Here is a 21,832-nt window from a genome sequence, read left to right as displayed (position 1 = left end):
TTTTGCGATGAGGTCCATCGAGACCTCGATTCGCGCAGTAACCGGGTATCGCAGATAAGTCCGCAGGATCACCTACGCCGGGATTGAGCCCGCAAAACGCAAATCGAAATAATTTTCGATCAGCCCTATCACTTTTCAAATCTCGTTCGGCACATAGGCATTGAGAACCATTCAACCTCAGGAGCCGCCCATGTCCCGCACGCTTCAAACCTACCTGCGCCCCAGCCTTCTGGCTGTCGCCGTCGCTCTCGCCACGCCATTGGCGAGCACGCAGCTCATGGCGGCCTCTCAGGCGTCCAGCGTGCGGGCCTACAATCTGCCGGCTGCACCGCTTTCCACCACGCTGACCCAGATCGCAAGCCAGGCAGGCCTGGCGCTGTCGCTGGATCCGTCGTTGGCGGCCGGCCGGACTTCGGCACCGGTTCAGGGCCAGTTCGACGCACCGGGCGCCATGGCCCAGGCACTGCGCGGCACGGGCTTGCAACTGAGCCAGACGTCAGCGGGCACGTACAGCCTCATCGCAGCACCTGAGGGTGTGATGGCGCTGCCAGAGACCAGCATTCAGGGTCGTCAGGATGGGTACGAAACGGCGTGGGGGCCGGTTGAAGGCTACGTGGCGACCCGGACGGCGGCAGGAACCAAAACCGACACGGCACTGGTTGAAGCCCCCCGCTCGATTTCTGTCGCGACTCGTCAGCAGATGCAGGATCGCGCAGTACAGAATCTTGACGATGCGGTGCGTTACATGCCGGGCGTCGTGGCCAGCAGCTATGGCAGCGACAGCCGCGCCGAGTGGCTGAAAATCCGGGGGTTTGAGCCAACTCAGTTCCTCGACGGTCTGCCGCTGCCGAAAGGTGCCTACGTGATGCCGAAAATGGAGACGTGGGATCTTGAGCGCGTAGCCGTACTGCGCGGCCCAGCCTCATCTGTTTACGGTCAGACGCCGCCCGGTGGCATGCTCGATATGGTCAGTCGCCGCCCCGACGCAGACGCTAGCCATGAGGTGCAGGTTCAAGTCGGCAGTTACAACCGCAAGCAGATCAGTTTCGACAGCACCGGCAAGATCGATGATGCGGATACTTTTGAATACCGTGTCAGCGGCGTGGTGCGTGACAGCGGCACTTCGGTCGATCACGTTGATGACAAGCGTTACAACATCGCACCCAGCGTGACATGGAACATCAATCCGGATTCCGAAACAAAACTGACTTTCCTCAGCCAGTTCAACCGCGACGATACTGGCATCACCAGCCAGTTCCTGCCCATTCAAGGGACTAAATACCCGTCAGCCGTCGGGCGCATCAAATACCACGAAAATCTGGGCGATCCTGATTGGGAGTTCTACGACAAGACCTATTACGCCTTGGGTTATGCGTTCGAAACTCGCCTGAACGACGTCTGGCGGTTCAAGCAGAACGTGCGCTACACCAAAAGTGACCTGGCCTTCCAGGGCGTGACCGCCGGTGGATATTTTGGCTCCGTGTCTGACGACGGCACTGTTCAGCGCGGCGCGAACGTCGTTAACGAAGACATTAGCCAGTTCGCTCTGGACAACAACTTCGAAGCGGACTTCGACACGGGTGTGCTCAAGCACAAGGTCCTGCTGGGCGCTGACTATCAACGCATCAATCACAACTACAAATGGCAGTACGGCGCCGCACCTACCAGCAACATTGCTAATCCGATCTATGGTCAGGATTTCAGCAACATCGCATACACCGCGTATCAGGACTACAACCAGAAAACCGACGATCTTGGCATCTACATTCAAGACCAGATGGCATTGGATAAATGGCGCCTGACCTTGGGTGGCCGGCAGGACCTGCTCAAGACCAAGACGAAGTTCTATAACCTTGCTGACGACCGGGATGACCGCACCGACAGCGCGTTTACTGGCAACGCAGCACTCAGCTATGTCTTCGATTCAGGCTTCACGCCTTATGTTTCTTACGCCGAATCCTTCCAGGCTGAACAGGGTGGCGCGGCAAACGCTCAAACCGGCCAGAGCAGCGCGTTCAAGCCAGGCACCGGCAAACAGTACGAAGTAGGCTTGAAATATCAGCCTCCGGGTACCGAGTTGCTGTTCACTGCGGCCGCGTATGACCTGACGCGTCGCGATATTGTTCTGAGCGACACGTTTGGCACCTCGCGTCCTCTCGGCGAGGCAAAGGTGCGTGGTTTCGAACTCGAAGCTGTGGGCAACGTCACCGACAACCTCAAAGTGACGGCGTCCTACACGTACGCGAACAGCAAAATGACGAAGGTTACCGACCCGCTGGACAAGAACCGTCCACTGCCGCTGACCCCGGAAAATGCCGCATCGATCTGGGGTGATTACACTTGGCACACCGGCTTGCTCGAAGGCTTCGGCCTTGGCTTCGGCGCCCGCTACATTGGCGAGACGGATAACATCGCTATCGGCAGCTACGGCTTCGTCGCCGATTCCAACTATGGCCACAGCAATCCATATACCGTCTATGACGCAGCAATCCATTACGACTTGGGCGGCATGAACAAATCGCTAAAAGGCGTGAGCGTCTCGGTCAATGCGAACAACGTGTTCGATAAGGAATACATCGCCACCTGCGATGGCTTCTACTGCTACTACGGTGATCGTCGAAGCGTGCTCGCAAGCGTGAACTACAAATGGTAATCGTTTAAACTCTCATCGCTGAAAACCAGGGCCGCTCGTAACAGCGGCCCTTTTTGCTTGCGTTCAATTCGGTATTCGCACGATGAAAAGCCAAACCATTCGCCGCTGGTCATTCATCCACACGTGGAGCAGCCTGATCTGCACGCTGTTTCTGCTGATGCTGGCTATCACCGGCCTGCCGCTGGTGTTCCACCACGAGATCGAGCATTTGCTGGGGGATGCGCCGGAATTCAAGGAAATGCCCGCAGATACCCCGCGCAAGGATCTGCAGCAACTGGTCGCCGCCGCCGAGGCGCACCGGCCGGGTGAAGTCGTGCAATATTTTGGCTGGGACGAAGATGAAGCCAACGGCCTTTACGCCTTCATGGGTAAAACCGCCGGGGGCGATCCCAACGAAACCCACACCTTCATGCTCGATGCCCGGACCGGCGAAGCGGTGGAAACGCCTTCTGCCAACGGCGGGTTCATGATGGTCATGCTGCGTCTGCACGTCGACATGTACGCCGGGCTGCCTGGCAAGCTGCTGCTGGCTTTCATGGGCCTGCTGTTTGCGCTGGCGATCATTTCCGGTGTCGTGCTGTACGCACCCTTCATGCGTCGCCTCGATTTCGCCACCGTGCGACCGAACAAATCGACCCGCGTGCGCTGGCTCGATCTGCACAACCTGATCGGCGTGGTGACCCTGACATGGGCGTTCGTGGTCGGCCTGACGGGCGTGCTCAACGCCTGCGCGGATCTGGTCATCGAGCAATGGCGCAACGACGCGCTCATGACAATGGTCGCGCCCTATCGCGACGCCCCGCCACTGACAGACCGCGCGCCGGCCACACGCCTGCTCGAAATCGCACAAACCACCGTGCCCGGCGCAGAGCCTTCGTTCATCGCATTTCCGGGTTCGCGGTTTTCAAGCGAGCATCACTACACCGTCTTCATGAAAGGCAATACTCACCTGACCTCGCACCTGCTGACGCCAGTGCTGATCGATGCGCAGACGCTGAAAGTGACGGCAATCGTCAGCAGCCCGTGGTACATGGACGCACTGATGCTCTCGCAACCGCTGCACTTCGGCGACTACGGCGGCATGCCGATGAAGATCCTCTGGGGCATTCTCGACGTGCTGACCATTATCGTGCTCGGCAGCGGCGTCTACCTGTGGTGGGTGCGCCGACGCGCCGCAGCAGCAGCAGCAGCGGTCAACGTTTCCCACGCGACAGCGGAGGTCGCATGACCCGGCACAAGAAACATCCGGCCTTCTGGAAAACCTTCGGCAAACCCGTCTGGATCGCCCTGCTGACCGCCGCCGGGCTCTTCGCCGCACTGCTCGGCGACGGCGCCTGGGACGTGCTTGCCTGGGTCGGCATGGGTATCCCCGCCTGGCTGAGCATCAAAGGCCTGATGGTAAGGCGCAGGGCTTGAGTCGAAGTGAATCCTTTTCAAAGGGCTGACTGCGCACGTTTGAGCCAGTGCTATGCACTGGCGATAACTCTGTAAGAACACTCCTGCAACAAGACAGAACACATCTGACACTCCCTGAGCCAGATGCATCCCGCAATGGGGCTCGCTCGCCCGGACAATATTCAGCCATATCGGCACTCACGATATTGTCTGGAGATACACCGATGACGCTCGACGCATTTCTCAATATTGACGGCATTCCCGGTGAATCATTGGATGATCAGTACAAAGACTGGATTGAGATCACTGGATATTCGTTCGGGACTTATCAGAGCGCATCCGTAACAGCAGTACGGCGGGCGGAGCAACCAACGGGCGGACACCTCAAGGGGCACAGTCCTCAGCATCCTTGATGCTGAAGGTTAATGCCGGCCGCTGATGGGGAGTCTTTTATCAGTTGCGATCATGGTGCTGACGGTTTTGGGGATATCTCGGATCACCAGAAACTGGCGTTTTCAGTGGATAGCGGGCCTTGCGCTCATTGCCGTTTATTTTAAATACCTGACGCCTTGGGTCGTGTTGGCTGAGGAGACAAGAGATAACCACTTTCTGGATTACGAAATATTGCTTTTTGGACTGTGTTTTCTGGGACTGGAACTCGTGACAAACAGTGTGCGTCTTTGGTGGCAGGACGACGAGGCCAGGTAGCGAAACGCAGCCCTTTGCAACTGGATATTGCGCAGCGTTCTGCCCCTGACTAGTCTTAGGGCCGGTCCGATCAGGGGAATGTCCATGTCTGCACCTAGCATGACGCTGTATTACAACGCCGCTTCGCCGTTTGCGCGCAAGGTGCTGATTCTGCTTCACGAAACCGGGCAGACCGGGAGGGTCGGCCTAAGGCCTGTGACGGTCACGCCGGTTACGCCGGACAGCGACCTGTGCCACAACAACCCCAGCGGAAAGATCCCGGCGCTGTGCCTGGCCGACGATAACGTGATTCACGACAGCCGGGTCATCCTCGACTATCTGGACCACCAGCATGTCGGTAATCCGCTGATTCCCCGAGACGGCTCGGCACGCTGGAGACGTCTGACGCTGGCATCGCTGGCCGATGCCGTTCTCGATGCGGCCGTGCTGATTCGTTACGAGACGTTTCTGCGCCCGGAGGAGAAACGCTGGGGCGAGTGGATCGACAACCAGAGCGAGAAGATTTCCCGCTCTCTGGCGTACTTCGAAACGGAGGCGGTGACCGAGCTGAGTGCCAGCTTCGACATTGCCTCGATCAGCCTCGCCTGCGCGCTCGCCTATCTGGACTTTCGCCAACCTGATCTGGGCTGGCGCAGCAGTTATCCGCGTCTGGCCAACTGGTACTACGAAGTCAGCCAGCGGCCATCGATGCTGGAGACCACGCCTACAGTTTGACGCGCCTGTCATGGCAGGCGCCGGATCAATTCACGCGTTCAGCACTCAGGCTTGTCAGCCGTGTAGCGGCGCGCCGGATTCACGGCTGCGCCAAATTCGCGAAGGGCTTTGGCGCCAATCAGCAGCGGGTAATTGAAGTGGCTGCGATCGACGAGGTTGACCTCGACGGTGCGCTTGACGTTGCCCAGACACAATTCCAGGTCTACGACCGGACGTTTGGTCGGATCGACCGGCTCATCCTCATCTTCGCCATCGGAGCGACCCTTGATCCGGCTGATGCGCGACACCTTGTGCTCGTACACCTTGTTGTCGGCGTCTTTGGTGGCGAGGCGGAAACGAACCCAGTCATCGCCGTCACGCTTGAACAGCTCGATATCCTTGGCCGACAGCGATGCAGTGAGCGCACCCGTGTCCATCTTGGCCTTGAATGTCTCTCCGAACTCGGAGACCTGAATGTATTCGTAACGACCGTACAGCGTTGGTTCGGCGGCCATTACAGGCAACGCCAGCAGGGACAGAAGCGCCAGAAGGGATTTCACGTAATGGGTTCCTCGCAGTGGGTGGGCGTTGCACGGGCCCGATTTTAGACCGCAACTTTGTCGTTGGTTCGCTCACTAAACAAGACCTTCAGCCTACCGGGACGGCGGTGAAACTTTTGTCAGCGACGGCCGGATTTGGCGTCCTCGGCATTGCTGCTTATCATTGCCCGCCCTTTCGCCACCACGAGTGATTTATGCGTCACCTGCTCACCGGTCTTGCCGTCACGCTGCTGCTTCTGCTCAACACGCTGGTGCTGTTCGGCCCGCTGATGGTGTTTGCGCTGCTCAAACTGGTGTTCCAGGGCGAAATGCGGGATCGCTGCTCGTGGGCGGTGATGTGGATTGCCGAGACCTGGATCGAGATAAACAAACTGATCTTCAGGCTGTGCATTCCGACGCGCTGGGAAATCAGCGGACATGAGGGGCTGCGCGGCGATACGTCTTATCTGGTTATCAGCAATCATCAGTCGTGGGTCGATATCCCGGCGCTGGTGCAGGCGCTGAACCGGCGTACGCCGTTTTTCAAATTCTTCCTGAAGAAAGAGCTGATCTGGGTACCGTTTCTGGGGCTGGCCTGGTGGGCGCTCGATTACCCTTTCATGAAGCGTTACACCAAGGCGTTTCTGGCGAAAAACCCGGAGCTCAAGGGCAAGGATCTGGAAATCACCAAAGAAGCCTGCGAGCTGTTCAAGCGCCAGCCCGTGACGGTGGTGAATTATCTGGAAGGGACGCGGTTCACCCCGGCCAAACAGGCGCAGCAGACGTCGCCCTATCGTTACCTGCTCAAGCCCAAGGCAGGCGGCGTCGCATTTGTGCTGGCGGCGATGGGCGAGCAACTGGACGCAGTGCTCGACGTTACGGTGGTCTATCCGGGCGAGCGGATTCCGGGATTCTGGGATTTGATTTCAGGTCAGGTACCGCGCGTCATCATCGATATCCAGACCCGCGAGCTCGACCCAGCGCTGTGGCAGGGCGATTACGAAAATGACCCGGCGTTTCGCGAATATGTACAGGCGTGGGTGAACCGGTTGTGGGAGGAAAAGAACGCGAGAATCGAAGCGTTGCGGGCTAGCCCCGCAGACGCTTGACCCTCGCAGGATCGGGTAGCGCTCAAAAGCGGTGTTCAGTCAGCGGAATCACTTCGCGCCCCAGACCCCGCTCAAGGCCGACAGTGCCGAGCCGCTCGCGCCTTGCGCGCCCAGGTATTGCAGGATGACCGGCACAAACTGACTGACCATGCCGCTGTCCATGCCCAGCGCGCTGAACGCGTTATTCACATCGCCCATGCTCTGGACGTTGCCCAAGGCATTATTGACCGCCGAATTGCTGCCGGAGTTACCCAGCATGCCGCCCAGCCCACCGAGGCTGCCCAATGCGGAGCTGCCGGAGAGCTGGTCCAGGCCCGGAACCGATTTGCTCAGATTCGAATAGTCGTTGCCGGACAGCTTGTTCTTCGCCAGACCCAGCAATGCGCCGGTCCCGCCTACCGCTTGCTGCGGCGTGACATTCAATTGAGTGCCCAGCGTGTTCAACAGACCCGCTGCTTCAGGCGCAGCCGTCGCTTTCTGCTGACCGCCAGTGGCGTTGGAAACAGCGTTTGCCGCGTCATTCAGGTTGAACGCGAAGATTGGGGTGGTCACCAGGGCCATCACCGTTGCCAGTGCAGCACCGCGCGCGTTTTTCATTGAAACCTTCATCGAAACAACCTCATTTTCCAAGAGACCGGCAAGGCCGGGTAAACACGCGTTGGACCGTGCGTCCAAAAGAAGTTCCCCCCTCTCAAGAGCACCCAACGAGGCTGCATCCAGTCACCTCTGCGCCACGTATACATCGGCACAGGCTCTGCAACGGGCCTGTCCCCCAACGATGGAGTGCTGCCCCCATGAATGGAACTGCGGCTCAACCTGGTCTAACCTCCCAATATTCCGATGAGCCGCGTGCGCGTCGTCGTTGCTGTGTGTGGAGCGTCCTTATTTCCTCTGTCGATGCCGATGAACTCAGACACCTTTTAGCGCAGTGTGCACTGGGCGACCGTCGCGCGTTCGAAACCCTCTATCGCAAAGCGTCGGCGCAACTTTTTGCGGTGGCGCTGCGCTGCATGGGGCATCGAGATCACGCTGAAGACGTGCTTCAGGAAGCATTCGTACGGATATGGAACAGCGCCTCGCAATACGACGCCGGGCTTTCTGCACCGATGACCTGGATGGTCAGCATCACGCGCAACAAGGCCATCGATCAGCTGCGCAAGCACCGCGAAGAGCCATTGAGCGATGAACAGGCGATGGCGCTTTTCGATCCGACGCCCTCCGCACACGAGCAACTTGAAACCCATCGCGATGCCACCGCCCTGCAGCGCTGCCTCGACACGCTGGAGGGCATGCAGCGTCAGTCGATCGTAACCGCCTATTTCCAGGGCGCGTCTCACAGTGAGCTGGTGACCCAGTTGGCCGCACCATTGGGCACTGTGAAATCCTGGATACGCCGGGGCATGGAGCGACTGCGCAGGTGCCTGGAATCATGAATTACCTTCAGCCCGAACTGCGCCGAGCCCTCGCTGCCGATTACGCCATCGGCCTGATGCCGTCGACCGCTCGCAGGCGTTTCGAAGGGTTGCTGCTGGACGACCCCGGCCTGCGCGCCGAAGTCGCCAAATGGCAGGAAAGCCTTGTGGGGCTGACGTCTTCGCTGGCACCCGAAGCGGTGCCCGAGCGCGTGTGGCTGAACATCGTCGCGCGCATCGAACCGCAACGGCTGCACCTGCCGCCAAGGCGTCCGTTCTGGAGCGGGATGCGCGTTGCCGCCCTCGCCTGCACATTGCTCGTGGCCATCATCGTCGGCGTGATCTACAACCGCGACACCCCCGCTTTCAACGCCGTTCTGGTGGCGGGTAACGCTCAGCCGGCGCTCGCGCTGCAGGCGTTCGAACGCTATCTGAAGGTCGAGCCTCTCGCGCTGGCGTCGGTGCAAGCAGGCCGCAGCCTGGAACTGTGGGCGATTCCCGCCGACGGTGTTCCGGTCTCGCTCGGGCTGCTGCCTGACGACGGCGAAGGCCGCATCGAATTGAGCGCAAGACAACGCGAACTGCTTGGCGCGAAGACAACGATGGCGGTCAGCCTCGAGCCCAAAGGCGGCTCGCCGAGCGGCAAGCCGACCGGACCGATTCTGTATAAAGGTCAGCTGGCCTCCCTTTGACGCCGATCAAGGGGCCGCCACATGAAACAGCCTTTGCGGTTCGAACATCCGGGCGAGTCGCCGGTCCGACGCCGGAGATCCAGCCTGCAGCCAGGCGTGGCGAGTGAACGCTTTGTCGAAATGCTCGCCGTCGCGAAGTTTTTCTCGAAGACTCGTCAACTGGCTTCCCCCTTGATGATCGGACTCCCAATACAACGGCTCGCTGAAATAGCGCACCTGCGCCTGTGTATCGGACGCCTCATCGCGGTTGCCAGAAGGCTGCGGCCTTGCGCCTGGCGAGGTGTCGTCAACGGCAAGTATCAATTGCGCGCGGGTAATCAGGGCAAACCCCGATAACCACGGCGACCACAGCCGTGTCGCCTCCACCGCGAAGCACTCGCCGGGGAAGAAATCGGCCTCGCAATCTGCCAGTTCCCGATAGACCGGCGCAGCCCTGAGGTGTTGACGAAACGCCGAGCGATGAGCCGCCTGACAAATACGGGGCGCAATACCCGCCCACATGCAGGCATTGGCGCTTTCGAAAAATACCGTCGAGGACGTCCAGTGCGGCGTAATGCGCTCCAGCTGGGCGCTCACCAAGCTCGCCGGAGCGCCCGCCATAATCACCCCGATGGCCAGACGCACCGACGCTTTTACCAACCCGATAAACATGTATTACCCACAGCCAGAAAAAATCGGGCCGGACAAATAACATGTGAAACTAGCGGTAGAAACAAGCCGGAAAGGAATTCAAATTTTCCGCTTTGAATTACAGAATTGCCCTACGCATCAGGGTCATAATCCCTACATCAGCCGCAAAAAAAGCGACCCGGAGGTCGCCTTTTTCACTGTTCCCGATCGACTTATGCCGCGCTGAAAAGCTTGTGCGGATCGATCACGAATTTCTTCGGCACGCCTGCATCAAACTCGCCGTAGCCGCGTGGGGCGTCGTCGAGGCTGATGACTTCCACGCCCACAACATCGGCGATGTTGATACGGTCCCACATGATGGCCTGCATCAGTTGACGGTTGTACTTCATGACCGGCGTCTGGCCGGTATGGAAGCTGTGGGATTTCGCCCAGCCCAGGCCGAAGCGGATGCTCAGGCTGCCCATTTTTGCAGCGGCGTCGACGGCGCCCGGATCTTCAGTGACATACAAGCCGGGAATACCGATCTTGCCTGCCACGCGCACGACACCCATCAGCGAGTTGAGCACCGTGGCCGGGGCTTCGGCCTTGGCACCTGCGTGACCGTGGCCACGCGCTTCGAAGCCCACGGCGTCAACGGCACAATCGACTTCCGGCTCGCCGAGCAGGGCGGCGATCTGCTCATGCAGCGGCGTGTCTTTGGACAGGTCGGCGATCTCGAAGCCCTGAGCTTTGGCGTGCGCCAGACGCACCGGGTTGACGTCGCCGACGATCACCACCGCAGCGCCCAACAAACGCGCCGAGGCTGCTGCAGCCAGACCGACGGGACCTGCGCCCGCGATGTACACCGAGCTGCCGGGGCCGACGCCAGCGGTGACGGCGCCGTGGTAGCCGGTTGGCAGGATGTCCGAGAGACAGGTCAGGTCGCGAATCTTGGACATGGCCTTGTCGCGATCCGGCAGTTTGAGCAGGTTGAAATCGGCGTATGGCACCAGTACGAATTCGGCCTGGCCGCCGGTCCAGTCGCCCATGTCGACATAGCCGTACGCTCCACCGGCGCGGGCCGGGTTGACGGTCAGGCACACGCCAGTGTGTTGCTCTTTGCAGGACCGGCAGCGGCCGCAGGCAACGTTGAACGGAACGGACACCAGATCGCCGATCTTCAGGTTTTCGACATCGCTGCCCTTCTCGACCACTTCACCTGTGATCTCATGGCCGAGCACCAGGCCGACCTGGGCGGTGGTGCGGCCGCGAACCATGTGTTGGTCCGAGCCGCAGATGTTGGTGGATACCACGCGCAGAATGACCCCGTGCTCGATCTTCTTGCCGCGTGGGTCCTGCATTTTGGGGTAGTCGATTTTCTGTACTTCGACCTTGCCTGCGCCGAGATACACGACGCCACGATTACCAGACATGCTTTCACCTCGCTGAATTGTTGTTATGGATACAGCTGTGTAGCGGAGAATGCGTTGCTTGGGTGTTGCTGCAACGCAATGGTTGCTCTGGGTTGATTGTGCGTATTGCCGTGATTTCTGTGTCGCCTTTACCCCCGCTGTCGCGAGCAAGCTAACCCCCTACAGGTGATCGCGGGATCTGTAGGCGTGAGCTTGATCGCGATCCGCGAAGCGGCCGTTGTCACAGAACGACTGTCCTGTTGGCGTTGAGGAACACACGCCGTTCAATGTGATAGCCCACCGCCCGCGCCAGGGTCAGGCCTTCGATGTCGCGGCCCTTGGCAATGAGGTCTTCGGGATAGTGACTGTGATCCACCACCTCGACCCCTTGCGCGATGATCGGGCCCTCGTCCAGATCGTTGTTGATGTAGTGCGCCGTAGCGCCCACCAGCTTCACGCCCTTGTTGTAAGCCTGATGGTAGGGCTTGGCGCCTTTGAAGCCCGGCAGCAGCGAGTGATGGATGTTGATCGCCTTGCCGTCGAGCTTGCGACACAGCTCTGGCGACAGCACTTGCATGTAGCGGGCAAGCACGACCAGTTCGGCGCCGGACTCCTCGATCACCTGCCAGACCTTCGCTTCCTGCGCCGGCTTGTCATTAGGGTCCAAAGGGAAATGGTGGTAGGGAATGTCGTGCCAGCGCGCCAGCGGTTCGAGATCCGGGTGGTTGGAGACGACCGCGACTACGTCCATCGACAGCTGATTGATGCGCTGACGGTAGAGCAGATCGTTCAGGCAGTGATCAGCTTTCGAAACCATGATCACGACTTTGGGCCGGTAGTTCGGCGCTGTCAGCTCGAACATCATGCCGAAGGCTTCACCTCGCTCGGCAAGACCTGCGCGAAACGAGGCTTCATCGAAGCCATCGGGCTGACGAAATTCAACGCGAATGAAAAAACGACTCGACAGCCGGTCATCGAATGAATGGTGCTCGGTGACGTAGCAGCCCTGCTCGAATAAAAAGCGGGTCACCGCGTCCACCGTGCCCAGCACGCTGGGGCAATCGGCAGTCAGAATCCAGGTATCCGGGGCGCGGCTCATGGGGTGTGGCTCCTCTTTTTGTCTACAACGCGAACTGCTTCTGCCGGAGGCGTAGGAGCTCGGCTTGCCAGCGATCTGGCGCGAAGCGCCAGCAAAATCAGCCGACGTATTCTTTCTGAAGGAATGTGTCGTCTGGATTTACGACTGCTTCGCAGCCGATCGCTGGCAAGCCAAGCTCCTACGGCCTCCGGCCAGAAGCAGTCGGAGGCGTATTCAAGATCGAATCAGGCTGCGATCCCGAGGCCGTACTCGGCGCTCGCGTCCTGCAGCCACAGCCACCAGTAGTCGGCGAAGCTGCGGCGGATCACCAGTTCCCAGGTCTCTTCACCCGTGCGGCGGATCACCAGCTGCGATTTGGCGAACACAGTGCCAACGGCCTTGCCCACCGGGAAGTTGCTCGGGTGCACGTCGTAGCTGGTGGATTTCATCAGCACATCGCGCACGTTCGGGCCGGTCAGCTCCAGCAGCGATTGACCGCCGCTGACATTGACCACCTGGATGTGCAGGCCCGCCAGCGCTTCACGCAATTTCTGTTCGGCGGCGAATTCTTCGCCAGTCGGCACGATCAGCAGCCACTCATCCGGGCCCATCCACTGGATCGAGCTGTCGCCACTGGTCACCAGCGCCAGGGCGCCCGGCAGTTCCATGCCCAGCGCTTTGTGGACGCCAGCGGCGAACGCTGGATCATGGGCATCACCACGCAAGGTCAGATGGCCCAGCAGTTTTTTCTCGCGCAGCACCACACCCGGATTGGTGCGGCCTTTGCCGACCAGGCTTTTGAGGTCGGCATGGAACAGCGGCGACTCGACTTTGACGTCGGTCGTTGGCCGCTGTTGGTAAACGTTGGCTGTGGTCATAGAGCACCTGTTTTGAATTCTGTTATTTCAGTGAACGCGAACCTTGTAGGAGCGTGGCTTGTCCCGCGATAGCAGTCTGCAGGTCACCGCGATGGCGACGCGTTAATCGCATCGCGGGACAAGCCACGCTCCTACACAGGAAGCAGCGCAATACAGGGAAATTACTCCACGTTCTGCCGGTCACCCTTCGGATCGAAGAACACCGAGGAAACGATCTCCGCCTCGATCACGGAGCCATCTGCCTGCGGCGAGAACACGCGCTCACCCATGCGTTTCAGGCCGCCTTTGACCACACCCATGGCGAACGAATAACCCAGTGAATTCGCGGCGTAGCTAGACGTCACGTGGCCAACCATCGTCATCGGGATCGATTGCTTCGGATCGAATACCAGTTGCGCCCCTTCCGGCAGCCACTTGTTCGGGTCGACAGGCTTGAGGCCCACCAACTGCTTGCGGTCTTCGCGCACGCAATCTTCGCGACTCATGCCACGCTGGCCGATCCACGAAAACGGCTTGGTACGACCGACACACCAGCCCATGTTCAGGTCGTCCGGGGTCATCGAGCCGTCGGTGTCCTGACCGACGATGATGAAGCCCTTCTCGGCCCGCAGGACGTGCATGGTTTCAGTGCCGTAAGGAGTCAGGTTGTACTTCTTGCCCGCTTCGGCGATTTTTTCCAGAACACCCATCGCGTAGTCAGCCTGGATGTTTACTTCGTAGGAAAGCTCACCGGTAAACGAAATCCGGAACACACGAGCCGGTACGCCACCGACGAGACCTTCTTTCCAGGTCATGAACGGGAACGCTTCACGGCCCAGGTCGATGTCGGTCACTTCGCTGAGCAGCTTGCGACTGTTAGGACCCGACAGCGTCAGGGTCGCGTAGTGGTCGGTCACGGAGGTGAAATACACCTTCAGGTCCGGCCACTCGGTCTGCTGATAGATTTCCAGCCATTGCAGGACGCGTGCAGCACCGCCCGTGGTGGTGGTCATGATGAAGTGGTTGTCGGCGACGCAGGCAGTCACGCCGTCGTCGAAGACCATACCGTCTTCCTTGCACATCAGGCCGTAACGGGCCTTGCCCACGTCGAGCTTGGTCCAGGCGTTGGTGTAGATGCGGTTGAGGAACTCGCGCGCATCCGGGCCCTGAATGTCGATCTTGCCCAACGTCGAGGCGTCCAGCAGGCCAACGCTGTCGCGCACGGCTTTACATTCGCGGCGTACGGCCGCGTGGATGTCTTCACCGGCTTTGGGGAAATACCAAGGGCGTTTCCATTGACCGACGTCTTCGAATTCGGCACCGTTCTTGACGTGCCAGGCGTGCAGCGCGGTGAAGCGCACCGGCTCGAAAATGTGCCCACAGTGACGTCCGGCTACCGCACCGAAGGTGACCGGCGTGTAGTTGGGACGGAACATGGTGGTGCCCATCTCGGGGATCGAGACGTTCAGCGAGCGGGCCGCAATGGCCAGACCGTTGACGTTGCCCAACTTGCCTTGATCGGTGCCGAAGCCCAGTGCGGTGTAGCGTTTGACGTGCTCGACCGACTCGAAACCTTCGCGGGTCGCCAGTTCGATGGCGGCTGCGGTGACGTCGTTCTGCAGGTCGACGAATTGCTTCGGCGCCCGCGAGGTGCCTTTCTCGTGGGGCACCTGGAACATAGCCAGGGTTGGCTCTTCAACGCGGCTCAAGGCTTTGGGAATCACGCCTTCGACAGGCTGGAAGCCCGCTTCGCTGGCTGCGCGCACGCCGCCTTCGAAACCGTCGGCCAGCGCGTCGCCCAGTGCATAAACGCCGTTGACGCCACCCACGCAGACACGCTTCTGAGGCGCTTCGCCCGGCACGAAACCGAGAATGTCTTCACGCCAGACTGGCTTGCCGCCCAGGTGGGATGCCAGGTGAACGATCGGGCTGTAACCGCCGGAGCTGCCGATCAGGTCGCAGTCCAGCCATTCGCCGGGACTGGTGACTTTGTGCGCCTTGACGTCGATTGCCGCAACGCGGGCACCGCTGACGCGCTTGCTGCCGCGCGCTTCGATCACAGCGCTGCCAGTCAGAATGCGGATGCCTTTGGCGCGCGCCTCTTCAACCAGCGCGCCACGAGGGTTGTGGCGCACGTCGGCAACGGCGACGACCTGCAGACCGGCGTCAAGCCAGTCCAGCGCGACGCGGTAGGCGTAATCGTTGTTGGTCGACAGCACGAGCTTCTTGCCAGGTGCCACGCCATAACGACGAACATAGGTGGAAATCGCGCCGGCGAGCATGTTGCCCGGCACATCGTTATTGCCGTAAACCAGCGGACGTTCATGCGTACCGGTCGCCAGCACGACGCGCTTGGCGCGAACGCGGTGCATGCGCTGACGCACCTGGCCGATAGGCGCGCGATCGCCGAGGTGATCGGTCAGACGCTCGTGAATCGTCAGGAAGTTGTGATCGTGATAGCCGTTCACGGTCGCGCGTGGCAGCAGCGTCACGTTAGCCAGGCTTTTGAGTTCGGTAACGACCGTGGCAATCCACTCCGCCGCAGGCTTGCCGTCCAGACTCTCGCGGGAATCGAGCAGGCTGCCGCCGAATTCTTCCTGTTCGTCTGCGACGATAACGCGAGCACCGCTGCGCGCAGCAGCCAGTGCAGCCGCCAGGCCTGCCGGGCCTGCACCGACCACGAGCACATCGCAGTGCCGGTTCATGGCGTCGTAAGTGTCCGGATCGTTTTCAGTCGGCGAGCGACCCAGACCGGCAGCCTTGCGGATGTACTTCTCGTACGTCATCCAGAAGGACTGCGGATACATGAAGGTTTTGTAGTAGAAGCCCGGCGGCATCAGCTTGCCGCCGACCTTGCCGAGAATCCCCATCATGTCGGTGTTCACGCTCGGCCAGCCATTGGTGCTGGTGGCGACGAGGCCCGAGTACAGCGCCTGTTGCGTGGCACGCACGTTGGGGATCTGAGTGGCTTCGGTCGCGCCGATCTGCAGGACGGCGTTCGGCTCTTCGGAACCGGCGGCGAAGATGCCGCGAGGACGCGAGTACTTGAAGCTGCGGCCGATGATGTCGACGCCGTTGGCGAGCAACGCAGCAGCCAGGGTATCGCCTTCAAAGCCTTGATAGGTCTGGCCGTTGAAGTTGAAGTTCAGGACTTTGCTGCGGTCGATGCGGCCGCCGTTAGGCAGGCGATTGGACTGGCTCATACCTGATCTCCCTGCGTGTTCTTGATTGCAGACGCCGGCGTTTCTTTGAACTGAGGCTGGGTGCCAATCGGATAGGTTTCGACAATTTCGTACGTCATGGTGTTACGCGTGGCGTTGAAGTACTGGCGGCAACCCGCGGCATGAATCCACAGCTCGTGGTGCAGGCCGCGCGAGTTATCGCGGAAGAACATGTAATCGCCCCACTGCTCGTCCGTGCAGGCAGCCGGATCCAGTGGACGCGGGATGTGAGCCTGGCCGGACGCGTGGAATTCCTCTTCGGAGCGCAGTTCGCCACAGTGAGGACAGAAGATATGCAACATGGGATTTCTCCTGTTAGTGGGCGACAGCGGCAGCGCCGTGTTCGTCAATGAGGGCGCCGTTGTGGAAACGGTCGATGGAAAAAGGTTTGGCCAGCGGGTGCATTTCGCCTTTCGCTAGGCTGGCAGCGAACACGTTGCCCGAACCCGGAGTGGCCTTGAAGCCACCGGTGCCCCAACCGCAGTTGAAGAACATGTTCGGCACAGGCGTTTTGGAAATGATCGGGCAAGCGTCCGGCGTGGTGTCGACGATGCCGCCCCACTGACGGTTCATGCGCACGCGCGACAGCACCGGGAACATCTCCACGATGGCCTGGATGGTGTGCTCGATCACCGGGTACGAGCCGCGCTGACCGTAGCCAACCCAGCCGTCGATACCGGCGCCGATCACCAGGTCGCCCTTGTCGGACTGGCTGATGTAGCCGTGAACGGCGTTGGACATGATCACGCTGTCGATAATCGGCTTGATCGGCTCGGACACCAGCGCCTGCAACGGGTGAGATTCGACCGGCAGACGGAAGCCCGCGAGCTTGGCCATGTGACCGGAGTTACCGGCGGTCACCACGCCGACGCGCTTGGCGCCGATGAAGCCTTTATTGGTTTCGACGCCGATGCACACGCCGTTCTCTTTACGAAAACCAGTCACTTCAGTCTGTTGAATCAGGTCTACGCCCAACGCGTCGGCGGCACGGGCAAAGCCCCAGGCCACGGCGTCGTGACGCGCGACACCGCCGCGACGTTGAACGGTCGCGCCGATGATCGGGTAGCGGGTGTTCTTCGAGCAGTCCAGGTACGGAATTTCTTCGGCCACCTGTTTGCCGTTGAGCAGCTCGCCGTCAACACCGTTCAAGCGGTTGGCGCTGACGCGGCGCTCGGAATCGCGCATGTCTTGAAGGGTGTGGCACAGGTTGTACACGCCGCGCTGGGAGAACATCACGTTGTAGTTCAGGTCCTGGGACAGGCCTTCCCACAGTTTCATCGCGTGTTCGTACAGATGCGCGGATTCATCCCACAGGTAGTTGGAACGCACGATTGTCGTGTTTCGGGCAGTATTGCCGCCGCCCAGCCAGCCTTTTTCGACCACGGCCACGTTGGTAATGCCGTGCTCCTTGGCCAGGTAGTACGCGGTCGCCAGACCGTGACCGCCACCGCCAACGATGACCACGTCGTAGACCTTTTTCGGGGTCGGCGTGCGCCACATGCGCTGCCAGTTTTCGTGGTGGCTGAGGGAGTGTTTGAAGAGGCCGAAGCCTGAGTAATGTTGCATGGTGCTACTCCTGACTCAGCGGTAAACCGGGAAATCGGCGCACAGCGCGGCGACCTGACCGGCAACATTGGCCTCGACATCGGCATCGCCGAGGTTGTCGAGAATGTCGCAGATCCAGCCAGCCAGCGTGATGCATTGGGTCACTTTGAAGCCGCGGGTGGTGACCGCCGGGGTGCCGATGCGCAGGCCCGAGGTCACGAATGGCGACTGTGGATCGTTCGGAACGGCGTTCTTGTTCACCGTGATGTGGGCGCGGCCGAGCGCAGCGTCCGCGTCTTTACCGGTGAGGCCCTGACGGATCAGGCTGACCAGGAACAAGTGGTTGTCGGTACCGCCGGAGACCACGTCGTACCCCCGATCGATGAACACTTGCGCCATCGCCTGAGCGTTGTCGATCACCTGCTGCTGATAAGCCTTGAAGCCAGGCTCCATGGCTTCTTTGAAGCACACCGCCTTGCCGGCGATGACGTGCATCAGCGGGCCGCCTTGAGCGCCCGGGAACACGGCAGAGTTGAGCTTTTTCTCGATCTCCTCGTTGGACTTCGCCAGGATCAGGCCACCGCGAGGGCCGCGCAGGGTTTTGTGCGTGGTGGTGGTGACAACGTCAGCGTACGGAAGAGGATTGGGGTACAAACCAGCCGCCACCAGACCTGCGACGTGGGCCATGTCGACGAAGAGTAGCGCGCCCACCTTGTCGGCGATCTGACGGAAGCGCGGGAAATCCAGGGTTTTCGAATAAGCCGAGAAACCGGCGACGATCATTTTCGGCTTGTGCTCGACGGCCAGGCGTTCGACTTCGTCGTAGTCGATCAGGCCGGTGGTGGTGTCGATGCCGTATTGAACGGCGTTGTAGAGCTTGCCCGAAGACGACACTTTCGCGCCGTGGGTCAGGTGACCGCCGTGGGCCAGACTCATGCCCAGAATGGTGTCGCCGGCCTGCAGCAAGGCCAGGTAAACGGCGCTGTTGGCCGACGAACCGGAGTGTGGCTGAACGTTGGCGTAATCAGCGCCGAACAGTTGCTTGGCACGGTCGATGGCCAGTTGCTCGACCTTGTCGACGTGCTCGCAGCCGCCGTAGTAGCGCTTGCCCGGATAGCCTTCGGCGTATTTGTTGGTCAGGCCGCTGCCCTGAGCTTGCATGACGCGCTTGCTGGTGTAGTTCTCCGAGGCGATCAGCTCGATGTGATCTTCCTGACGCTGCTCTTCGGCATTCATCGCCGCCAACAGTGCATCGTCATAACCCTGGATCTGGTCTTGCTTGCTGAACATCGCGGTTCTCCCAGCGGCGGCGCGGCGCCTGAATTATCGATAGGGCGTGTGGACTGCCCTTTGGAAGCGATGGTAGGGCTGACGCAGGGAGGCTAGATGCCTACGCACGCCACGCAAAGGCGCGTTTACGACATGGATTCGAACCCGTACTTGAAGACAGACGCAGCCGACGTGGTTACGGCCTTGATTCTGGCCGACGCCATGGGAGTCGGGCTTGCCGGCGATCTGCCGGGAACCGGCAGCAAGCTGCTGCGACGCGGGGTGCCAGCGAGATCAGGCTGTCTGATTTCATGACTGCTTCGCCGCCAATCGTCGGCAAGACGGACTGATACGCCCTCCGGGCAGGGGCAGATCGTGCAAAGAAAAATCCCCGGTCAATGCCGGGGATGTCTGGTGAATCAATGTCGCATTCAGACCTGTTTGGCTGGCAACGGTCCCTCAGCGCTGAATAGGCCCTGATACCTCGCACGGCCTGCGCGATGGGGCCGGGTTCACTCCCGGAGACTGCCTTTTAGAACTGCATCGACGTTTCCAACCAAGGGCGTGAGCACTGTCAAAACTGACAGTATTCGCGCAAACACCTTGGTGATACTTTCAGCACTGAAGGACCGCGTACACATCAATCCTGGAAGGAGTCCGATATGAATATCGTGGCAAAATCACGTGTGCTTACACCCGAACGCTGGAGATCTTTAAACGCTCGCCGCTCTGCTCAGGTAACCGCTGTCGATCCACTGCTCTTTCTCGCTCAGGGCGTGTTCCATGATCTGGATATTCAGGGTTTCGTCAAACTGAGAACAGTGCAGGAACTTCCCACCTCGGATGCTCTTATTACGGTGCACTTCGCAGACACCGAAGAAACGCTATCGGGAACTGTGACTGCGGTCGATGCCAGGCTCTATGCAGGTCCACACGACATCATCTATCAGAACGATGCCTTTCACTCCTTGATCTTCAAAATCCTGTCCTATGAAGAAGGAGCGGCGGTGGCCGAAATATATCTTTGGGAAATACCGACTGTCGCAGCGCCGGATGCCGTTGAGTCGGATATTGCGCTGTCACTGCCCAAAGGTTCGACGTTATATCTGAGTCAGACTGAAGAAGACATCGTTATGGATCGGACTTTGAGGGTGTCTGACGATCGGAAAGTAGCCGTAAACATTCGTACCGTTGAAGGGCGAAGTTACTCTACGACGGTGTCGGAAATTGAAGCAATACGGTGTGCAGTACCGGGGGACTATTATGTGGAGAACGGCTCTGATGAGCTTTCGATTGTGTATGGCATCACAACCCGATCACAACCACCCCACAACCCGATAATCAGGCACATCGCACTGCCAGCAGCGCCAGGGTCCAGCCGCGACCCTGGCTGCTGAAGGGGCGGTCAGGCTCTCGGAGTAATCAAGCCATCAGAGCGGAACATCCCGCGAATACCGCGGACCGCCTGGCGGATGCGGTCCTGGTTTTCGATCAGCGCGAAACGTACGTGATCGTCGCCGTACTCGCCAAAACCGACGCCCGGCGACACGCAGACCTTGGCCTCGAGCAGCATCTTCTTGGCGAATTCCAGCGAACCCAGGTGGGCGTACGCCTCGGGAATCTTGGCCCAGACGTACATCGACGCTTTCGGGTTCTCGACCATCCAGCCCAGCTCATGCAAGCCTTTCACCAGCACATTGCGGCGCTGGCGATAGTGCTCGGCGATGTCCAGCACGCATTGCTGGTCGCCTTCCAGCGCAGCGATAGCGGCCACTTGCAGCGGGGTGAAGGTGCCGTAGTCGTGGTAGCTCTTGATCCGCGCCAGGGCGTTGACCAGCTCGGGATTGCCGACCATGAAACCGATGCGCCAGCCCGCCATGTTGTAGCTCTTGGACAGGGTGAAAAATTCCACCGCGATGTCCTTGGCGCCTGGCACCTGCATGATTGAAGGGGCTTTCCAGCCGTCGTAGACGATGTCGGCGTAGGCCAGATCGTGCACCACCAGCACGTCGTACTGCTTGGCCAGCGCCACCACGCGCTCGAAGAAATCCAGTTCCACGCACTGCGCGGTCGGATTGGACGGGAAGCCCAGAATCATCATCTTCGGCTTGGGAATCGAGCCACGAATGGCCTTTTCCAGCTCGGCGAAAAAGTCCACGCCCGGAATCAGCGGTACCGAACGCACTTGAGCACCGGCGATGACCGCGCCGTAGATATGAATCGGGTAGCTGGGATTGGGCACCAGCACCGTATCGCCCTGATCCAGCGTGGCGAGCATCAGATGCGCCAGGCCTTCCTTGGAACCGATGGTGACGATGGCTTCGGATTCCGGGTCGATGTCGACCTCGTAACGCGTTTTGTACCAGCTGGAGATCGCCCGACGCAGACGCGGAATGCCACGCGAAGTCGAGTAGCCGTGAGTGTCTTCACGTTGGGCGACGGTGACCAGCTTTTCGACGATGTGCGGCGGCGTTGCCCCATCGGGGTTGCCCATGCTCAGGTCGATGATGTCCTCACCACGACGTCGAGCGGCCATTTTCAGCTCGGCGGTGATGTTGAACACGTAAGGGGGGAGTCGATCGATGCGCGCAAAACGGCGCGGCGAACCTTGGTCTGCCATGGAGGCCTCTAGAAGACGTA

The 21,832-nt window shown here is 60.0% G+C and carries 20 protein-coding genes; 9 read left to right on the top strand and 11 right to left on the bottom strand.

Features of this window, described 5'->3' with window-relative positions; all coding sequences use genetic code 11:
- Positions 1-190 precede the first annotated feature (190 nt).
- From AAGQ88_RS01875 to AAGQ88_RS01855, 5 genes are all read left to right on the top strand, one after another.
- On the top strand, positions 191-2,653 hold the full coding sequence (locus AAGQ88_RS01875; protein ID WP_342654301.1) for a TonB-dependent siderophore receptor: 2,463 nt from the start codon (positions 191-193) through the stop codon (positions 2,651-2,653).
- A gap of 82 nt (positions 2,654-2,735) precedes the next feature.
- On the top strand, positions 2,736-3,881 hold the full coding sequence (locus AAGQ88_RS01870) for a PepSY-associated TM helix domain-containing protein (RefSeq protein ID WP_342654300.1): 1,146 nt from the start codon (positions 2,736-2,738) through the stop codon (positions 3,879-3,881).
- Positions 3,878-4,069, top strand: a complete 192-nt coding sequence (locus AAGQ88_RS01865; RefSeq protein WP_342654299.1) for a hypothetical protein — start codon at positions 3,878-3,880, stop codon at positions 4,067-4,069. The genes AAGQ88_RS01870 and AAGQ88_RS01865 overlap by 4 nt, the downstream gene beginning before the upstream one ends.
- 203 nt (positions 4,070-4,272) lie before the next feature.
- Positions 4,273-4,461 carry a type VI secretion system tube protein Hcp gene (locus AAGQ88_RS01860; RefSeq protein ID WP_342654298.1) on the top strand — a complete coding sequence of 63 codons (189 nt, stop codon included), beginning with the start codon at positions 4,273-4,275 and terminating at the stop codon, positions 4,459-4,461.
- 379 nt (positions 4,462-4,840) lie between these two features.
- A complete protein-coding gene (locus AAGQ88_RS01855) occupies positions 4,841-5,470 on the top strand; it encodes a glutathione S-transferase family protein (RefSeq protein WP_285426413.1) in 630 nt (209 codons plus the stop codon).
- 38 nt (positions 5,471-5,508) lie between these two features.
- Here AAGQ88_RS01855 and AAGQ88_RS01850 read toward each other — a convergent pair whose 3' ends face one another.
- On the bottom strand, positions 5,509-6,009 hold the full coding sequence (locus tag AAGQ88_RS01850) for an ATP-dependent zinc protease (RefSeq protein ID WP_093468517.1): 501 nt from the start codon (positions 6,007-6,009) through the stop codon (positions 5,509-5,511).
- 194 nt (positions 6,010-6,203) lie between these two features.
- Here AAGQ88_RS01850 and AAGQ88_RS01845 point away from each other — a divergent pair, with 194 nt between their 5' ends.
- Positions 6,204-7,097: an acyltransferase gene (locus tag AAGQ88_RS01845; RefSeq protein WP_285426415.1), complete on the top strand. Its 894-nt coding sequence runs from the start codon at positions 6,204-6,206 to the stop codon at positions 7,095-7,097.
- A 48-nt stretch (positions 7,098-7,145) separates the two neighbouring features.
- Here the strand turns inward: AAGQ88_RS01845 and AAGQ88_RS01840 are convergent, their stop codons facing one another.
- Complete coding sequence (locus AAGQ88_RS01840) at positions 7,146-7,694, bottom strand: DUF2780 domain-containing protein (RefSeq protein ID WP_177182212.1); 549 nt, start codon at positions 7,692-7,694, stop codon at positions 7,146-7,148.
- A gap of 197 nt (positions 7,695-7,891) precedes the next feature.
- Here AAGQ88_RS01840 and AAGQ88_RS01835 point away from each other — a divergent pair, with 197 nt between their 5' ends.
- Together AAGQ88_RS01835 and AAGQ88_RS01830 are read left to right on the top strand one after the other, a co-directional pair.
- Entirely contained in the window at positions 7,892-8,530 is a 639-nt protein-coding gene (locus AAGQ88_RS01835; RefSeq protein WP_342654297.1) for a sigma-70 family RNA polymerase sigma factor, read from the top strand.
- Positions 8,527-9,201 (top strand): anti-sigma factor, encoded by a 675-nt coding sequence (locus AAGQ88_RS01830; protein ID WP_342654296.1) that lies wholly within the window; start codon positions 8,527-8,529, stop codon positions 9,199-9,201. Before AAGQ88_RS01835 ends, AAGQ88_RS01830 begins: the two co-directional genes overlap by 4 nt.
- 6 nt (positions 9,202-9,207) lie before the next feature.
- Here AAGQ88_RS01830 and AAGQ88_RS01825 read toward each other — a convergent pair whose 3' ends face one another.
- The 8 genes from AAGQ88_RS01825 to glyA all read right to left on the bottom strand — a co-directional run bounded on the left by AAGQ88_RS01825 (position 9,208) and on the right by glyA (position 19,213).
- A complete protein-coding gene (locus tag AAGQ88_RS01825; protein ID WP_342654295.1) occupies positions 9,208-9,825 on the bottom strand; it encodes a DUF1190 domain-containing protein in 618 nt (205 codons plus the stop codon).
- A 218-nt stretch (positions 9,826-10,043) separates the two neighbouring features.
- Positions 10,044-11,243 (bottom strand): formaldehyde dehydrogenase, glutathione-independent, encoded by a 1,200-nt coding sequence (gene fdhA / locus AAGQ88_RS01820; protein ID WP_285426419.1) that lies wholly within the window; start codon positions 11,241-11,243, stop codon positions 10,044-10,046.
- A 220-nt stretch (positions 11,244-11,463) separates the two neighbouring features.
- Complete coding sequence (purU, locus tag AAGQ88_RS01815; RefSeq protein WP_342654294.1) at positions 11,464-12,321, bottom strand: formyltetrahydrofolate deformylase; 858 nt, start codon at positions 12,319-12,321, stop codon at positions 11,464-11,466.
- A 224-nt stretch (positions 12,322-12,545) separates the two neighbouring features.
- Complete coding sequence (soxG, locus tag AAGQ88_RS01810; protein WP_285426421.1) at positions 12,546-13,178, bottom strand: sarcosine oxidase subunit gamma family protein; 633 nt, start codon at positions 13,176-13,178, stop codon at positions 12,546-12,548.
- A 161-nt stretch (positions 13,179-13,339) separates the two neighbouring features.
- Entirely contained in the window at positions 13,340-16,360 is a 3,021-nt protein-coding gene (locus tag AAGQ88_RS01805) for a sarcosine oxidase subunit alpha (protein WP_342654293.1), read from the bottom strand.
- Positions 16,357-16,680: a sarcosine oxidase subunit delta gene (locus AAGQ88_RS01800; RefSeq protein ID WP_093468492.1), complete on the bottom strand. Its 324-nt coding sequence runs from the start codon at positions 16,678-16,680 to the stop codon at positions 16,357-16,359. The genes AAGQ88_RS01805 and AAGQ88_RS01800 overlap by 4 nt, the downstream gene beginning before the upstream one ends.
- A gap of 13 nt (positions 16,681-16,693) precedes the next feature.
- Positions 16,694-17,944 (bottom strand): sarcosine oxidase subunit beta family protein, encoded by a 1,251-nt coding sequence (locus AAGQ88_RS01795; RefSeq protein ID WP_062385335.1) that lies wholly within the window; start codon positions 17,942-17,944, stop codon positions 16,694-16,696.
- Positions 17,945-17,959: 15 nt separating this feature from the next.
- Positions 17,960-19,213: a serine hydroxymethyltransferase gene (gene glyA, locus AAGQ88_RS01790; protein WP_285426424.1), complete on the bottom strand. Its 1,254-nt coding sequence runs from the start codon at positions 19,211-19,213 to the stop codon at positions 17,960-17,962.
- Between the two features lie 641 nt (positions 19,214-19,854).
- Here glyA and AAGQ88_RS01785 point away from each other — a divergent pair.
- Positions 19,855-20,589, top strand: a complete 735-nt coding sequence (locus tag AAGQ88_RS01785) for a hypothetical protein (RefSeq protein WP_342654292.1) — start codon at positions 19,855-19,857, stop codon at positions 20,587-20,589.
- Positions 20,590-20,597: 8 nt separating this feature from the next.
- Here AAGQ88_RS01785 and alaC read toward each other — a convergent pair whose 3' ends face one another.
- On the bottom strand, positions 20,598-21,812 hold the full coding sequence (alaC, locus tag AAGQ88_RS01780) for an alanine transaminase (protein ID WP_342654291.1): 1,215 nt from the start codon (positions 21,810-21,812) through the stop codon (positions 20,598-20,600).
- Between the last annotated feature and the right edge of the window lie 20 nt (positions 21,813-21,832).

It is taken from the genome of Pseudomonas sp. F3-2 (assembly GCF_038804275.1).
Classification (GTDB): domain Bacteria; phylum Pseudomonadota; class Gammaproteobacteria; order Pseudomonadales; family Pseudomonadaceae; genus Aquipseudomonas.
Note: the sequence above shows the minus strand (reverse complement) of the source record. Positions and strands in the feature narration are given on the sequence as shown.

Bases quoted from the DNA above. Each gene is read 5' to 3' on its own strand.
- AAGQ88_RS01840 (WP_177182212.1), bottom strand. From the start codon at position 7,694: ATGAAAAACGCGCGCGGTGCTGCACTGGCAACGGTGATGGCCCTGGTG.
- AAGQ88_RS01835 (WP_342654297.1), top strand. From the start codon at position 7,892: ATGAATGGAACTGCGGCTCAACCTGGTCTAACCTCCCAATATTCCGAT.
- AAGQ88_RS01795 (WP_062385335.1), bottom strand. From the start codon at position 17,944: ATGCAACATTACTCAGGCTTCGGCCTCTTCAAACACTCCCTCAGCCAC.
- AAGQ88_RS01785 (WP_342654292.1), top strand. From the start codon at position 19,855: ATGAATATCGTGGCAAAATCACGTGTGCTTACACCCGAACGCTGGAGA.
- AAGQ88_RS01860 (WP_342654298.1), top strand. From the start codon at position 4,273: ATGACGCTCGACGCATTTCTCAATATTGACGGCATTCCCGGTGAATCA.
- AAGQ88_RS01830 (WP_342654296.1), top strand. From the start codon at position 8,527: ATGAATTACCTTCAGCCCGAACTGCGCCGAGCCCTCGCTGCCGATTAC.
- fdhA (WP_285426419.1), bottom strand. From the start codon at position 11,243: ATGTCTGGTAATCGTGGCGTCGTGTATCTCGGCGCAGGCAAGGTCGAA.
- AAGQ88_RS01870 (WP_342654300.1), top strand. From the start codon at position 2,736: ATGAAAAGCCAAACCATTCGCCGCTGGTCATTCATCCACACGTGGAGC.
- alaC (WP_342654291.1), bottom strand. From the start codon at position 21,812: ATGGCAGACCAAGGTTCGCCGCGCCGTTTTGCGCGCATCGATCGACTC.
- AAGQ88_RS01875 (WP_342654301.1), top strand. From the start codon at position 191: ATGTCCCGCACGCTTCAAACCTACCTGCGCCCCAGCCTTCTGGCTGTC.
- AAGQ88_RS01855 (WP_285426413.1), top strand. From the start codon at position 4,841: ATGTCTGCACCTAGCATGACGCTGTATTACAACGCCGCTTCGCCGTTT.
- soxG (WP_285426421.1), bottom strand. From the start codon at position 13,178: ATGACCACAGCCAACGTTTACCAACAGCGGCCAACGACCGACGTCAAA.
- AAGQ88_RS01800 (WP_093468492.1), bottom strand. From the start codon at position 16,680: ATGTTGCATATCTTCTGTCCTCACTGTGGCGAACTGCGCTCCGAAGAG.
- purU (WP_342654294.1), bottom strand. From the start codon at position 12,321: ATGAGCCGCGCCCCGGATACCTGGATTCTGACTGCCGATTGCCCCAGC.
- AAGQ88_RS01805 (WP_342654293.1), bottom strand. From the start codon at position 16,360: ATGAGCCAGTCCAATCGCCTGCCTAACGGCGGCCGCATCGACCGCAGC.
- AAGQ88_RS01865 (WP_342654299.1), top strand. From the start codon at position 3,878: ATGACCCGGCACAAGAAACATCCGGCCTTCTGGAAAACCTTCGGCAAA.
- glyA (WP_285426424.1), bottom strand. From the start codon at position 19,213: ATGTTCAGCAAGCAAGACCAGATCCAGGGTTATGACGATGCACTGTTG.
- AAGQ88_RS01845 (WP_285426415.1), top strand. From the start codon at position 6,204: ATGCGTCACCTGCTCACCGGTCTTGCCGTCACGCTGCTGCTTCTGCTC.